The following is a 2961-nucleotide window of genomic DNA, read 5'->3' as shown; positions in this document are numbered from 1 at the left end:
GTCGTGACCGTCGCCTACGGATCAGCAAGCCACACCAATCTGGAACACGCCGGATTCCGCCAGACCCACACCCGCACCACCTGGCGCCCGCTCAACACCACATCCGTTACTGACCCACGCTCCTAGCGACTGGACGTGATCCTCGACTAGGGGCGGCACCGGTGGACCCTCGCGCGGGTCGGCGGCGGCACGGCGGCGACGTGGCGCGCGGCCGACGCGCGGGGGCCGGTTTTCCGCTCGGGGGCGCGGCCCTGGCAGGATGGAGGCCGGTGCCGCTGCCGGCCGGCGCGGCCTGGGGAACGTGTGCGGCCACCTGACGTGGGGTGCACCAGCGAAGGGATGGCGAACGTGACGGCCCAGACCGGTGACCTCGGTGATCGCGGCGACCTCGCGGGGCGGATCGCGCAGGCGGCCGAGGTGCTGCGGGCCGGGGGACTGGTGGCCTTCCCGACCGAGACCGTCTACGGACTCGGCGCCAACGCCGAGGATCCGGCCGCGGTCGGGCGCATCTACCAGGCCAAGGGGCGTCCGCCGACCCACCCGCTGATCGTCCACCTCGGCAGCGCGGAGCAGCTCGCGGACTGGGTCGAGGAGGTGCCGGAGACGGCGCGGCTGCTGGCCGAGCGGTTCTGGCCGGGGCCGCTCACCCTGGTCCTGCGCCGCGCTGCGCGGGTGCCGCTGGAGGCGACCGGCGGGCTCGAGACGGTGGCCGTGCGGGTGCCGGACCACCCGGTCGCCCTCGCGCTGCTCGAGGCCTTCGGCGGCGGGGTCACCGCGCCTTCCGCCAACCGCTTCGGCTCGGTCAGCCCGACGACGGCCGAGCACGTGCGCACGGAGCTCGGCGACGCGGTGGACTTCGTGCTGGACGGCGGTTCGTGCCAGGTCGGCGTCGAGTCGACCATCGTGGACGTCACCGGCGAGACCCCGAGCATCCTGCGTCCCGGCGGGGTCACCCGCGAGGACCTCGAGGAGGCGCTCGGGTACCCGATCGGGGAGGACGGCGCGAACCACATCCGGGTGCCGGGCCAGCACCCCTCGCACTACGCGCCGCGGGCGAAGGTCGTGCTCGTCGAGCCGGAGCGGATCGTGGCCGAGGCCGCGGCGGCCCAGGAGCAGGGCCACCAGGTGGGCGTCTTCCTGCCGCCGGACTACGCCGAGGCGCCGGTGAAGGCGTACGCCGTGGTCGAGGTGCCGGAGTCGATGGACGCCTACGCGCGCGAGCTCTACGGCTTCCTGCGCGAGCTCGACCAGCTCGGCTGCGACCTGATCCTCGCCTCGCTGCCGCCGGAGCGCGGGCTCGGCGTGGCGATCGCCAACCGGCTGCGCCGCGCCGCCGGGCCGCGCTCCTGAGGAGCGCAATCCCGCCTGCGCGGTGCCGATCTCAGGATGCTGACCTGATCTGACCTGATCTGACCTGATCGCCCTCCTCGGGCTCGGCATGCCGATGGGACGGTGGGGCGATGGGACGGTGCCGGTATGTGCGGGCTCGGATCTGTGCGTGGCCGGAAACGTTTACGGAACGTGGGTTGCGTCAGAGTATGGAAACACTCACGGCCGTAGTCAAGCCCCCGGGCGGGTCCTGCGATCGCGCGCCCTGATCCCGTGTCAGTCTCGGTGGCCCCGCGCGTCGGCCGGCCTGACTTCGCGTCAGTTCCCGCCGCAGGACTGGCGCACGATCAGCCGGGTCGGGGTCAGCACCGGGCCGATGGTGTGCGTGGCCGGGTCGTGGTCGACCAGGCGCAGCAGGGTGTCCACGGCGGCCGCGCCGAGGGCGTGCGCGTCCTGCTGGATCGTGGTCAGGGCGGGGCGCACCAGGTCGGCGGCCTCGATGTCGTCGAAGCCGACGACGGCGATGTCCTGCGGGACGGACAGGCCCGCGTCGGCGAACGCGTGGATGGCGCCGAGGGCCATCTCGTCGCCCGCGACGAATACCGCGGTGGGCCGCTGCTCCGGCGGGAGTTCGGCCAGCCGGGCGCCGCAGGTGTAGCCGCTGTCCAGGAAGAAGTCCCCGGAGTAGACGTACTCGTGCTCCAGGCCCAGTTCCTCGGCCGCGTCCCGGTATCCGGCCAGGCGCAGCTCCGCGGGCATCATGCTGAGCGGTCCGGTGATGGTCGCGATGCGGCGGTGGCCGAGCCCGTACAGGTGGCGCATCGCCTGCATCGCGCCGGCGCGGTTGTCCGAGGCCACGTATGTCGCGCGCGGACCGCTGATCGGCACGTCGAAGCCGACGCAGGCCAGCTCCGACTCGAGCACGGCGCACAGCGCGGGACGCCGCGAGTCCACGCCCATCACCAGCACGCCGTCGAGCTGGAACTGGGCCGCGGTCTCCAGATACGCGCGCGGGCCGACGCGGTCGGCCTCCACGTTCAGCAGGATCAGGTGCCGCCCGGCCGCGTCGAGCGCCTGCTTGATCCCGACCAGCACCGAGAGCAGGAACGGATGACGCCGTCCCGCGGTCTCGTAGGCGCTGTCCCACAGCAGCCCGACCGCGTCGGAGCGCCCGCGCACCAGCGCGCGGGCCGAGACGCTCGGCCGGTAGCCGAGGATCTCGGCGGCCAGCCGGACCTGACGCCGCGTCTCCTCGTTCACCTCCGGCCTGCCGTTGAGCGCGCGCGAGACCGTCGCCACGGACACGCCGCAGGCCTTCGCCACCTCCCTGATCCCGGCCATCGAGTTGACCCACCCCCGTCACGCCGCCGACGTCGAAGTATCCGGTATACCGCAGCCTGGGTATTGACGCGGGCCGACTGGTTCCCGATACTCCAGCCTAGTACCACCGGAAACGTTTACGGAACGATCGCGCCAGCCGCGCGTCGGACGTTTCCCGTTCGGGCGCGGTGCCGCCGTTTCGGCGTCGGCCTCAGTCAGGGCCGACCGCCGTCAGGGACCGAAGGTTCCTACCATCATGCCTACCGGCAGTTCGGAGCGAAGATGCGACCGTCTGCACCATCCGCACCCCCG

2 protein-coding genes are annotated in these 2961 nt (G+C 72.8%); one reads left to right on the top strand and one right to left on the bottom strand.

What is annotated here, in order from left to right; genetic code table 11:
- Positions 1-339 precede the first annotated feature (339 nt).
- Entirely contained in the window at positions 340-1350 is a 1011-nt protein-coding gene (locus KDL01_RS40140) for an L-threonylcarbamoyladenylate synthase (RefSeq protein WP_212533967.1), read from the top strand.
- A 297-nt stretch (positions 1351-1647) separates the two neighbouring features.
- On the opposite strand, the gene KDL01_RS40135 is transcribed toward KDL01_RS40140, so the two are convergent.
- On the bottom strand, positions 1648-2670 hold the full coding sequence (locus KDL01_RS40135) for a LacI family DNA-binding transcriptional regulator (RefSeq protein WP_212533966.1): 1023 nt from the start codon (positions 2668-2670) through the stop codon (positions 1648-1650).
- Positions 2671-2961: the final 291 nt, after the last annotated feature.

It is taken from the genome of Actinospica durhamensis (genome assembly GCF_018139695.1).
Lineage (GTDB): Bacteria > Actinomycetota > Actinomycetes > Streptomycetales > Catenulisporaceae > Actinospica > Actinospica durhamensis.
This window is presented reverse-complemented; position numbering and strand designations above follow the sequence as displayed.

Excerpts from the sequence above, each read along its gene's own strand:
- KDL01_RS40140 (WP_212533967.1), top strand. The coding sequence starts at position 340 with ATGGCGAACGTGACGGCCCAGACCGGTGACCTCGGTGATCGCGGCGAC.
- KDL01_RS40135 (WP_212533966.1), bottom strand. The coding sequence starts at position 2,670 with ATGGCCGGGATCAGGGAGGTGGCGAAGGCCTGCGGCGTGTCCGTGGCG.